Annotated in this window: 1 pseudogene; it reads left to right on the forward strand. The window is 76.5% G+C overall.

The features are described from left to right. Window positions 1-426: pseudogene (locus tag G3I78_RS48935) on the forward strand (hypothetical protein); the annotation flags it as partial.

The raw sequence follows: 426 nt of genomic DNA on the forward strand, positions 1-426 counted from the left end.
ACCCGAGCCTCACCCTGCTCGACGGCGCGTGGCCCGGGCCGGGCGAGATCGTGCTCGAGCAGAGCGCGGCGGAGACGGCGGGGCTGTCGGCCGGTGACGCGACGACGGTCGTGCTGGGCGGCGAGTCGACCCCGGTGACGGTGTCCGGCGTCTTCGGGATCGAGGCCGCCGCGGCGGGCGCGGTGCTCGTCGGGATCGACGGGGAGACCGCGCGCGACGTGTTCGCGCCCGACGGGATGGTGCCGCAGCTCGCGGTCTGGGCGACGCCGTCGTCGGGGGCCGTCGACGAGGACGCGCTCGCGCAGCGCGTCGGCGACGTGCTGCCCGAGGGCGCCGAGGCCGTGACGGGCGAGCAGGCGCGCGCCGAGGCGATCGAGGCCGTCGAGGAGGTGCTCGGGTTCGTCGAGTCGTTCCTGCTCGTGTTCG

The sequence above is a fragment of the Streptomyces sp. SID13726 genome, assembly GCF_010548375.1.
GTDB lineage: Bacteria > Actinomycetota > Actinomycetes > Streptomycetales > Streptomycetaceae > Streptomyces.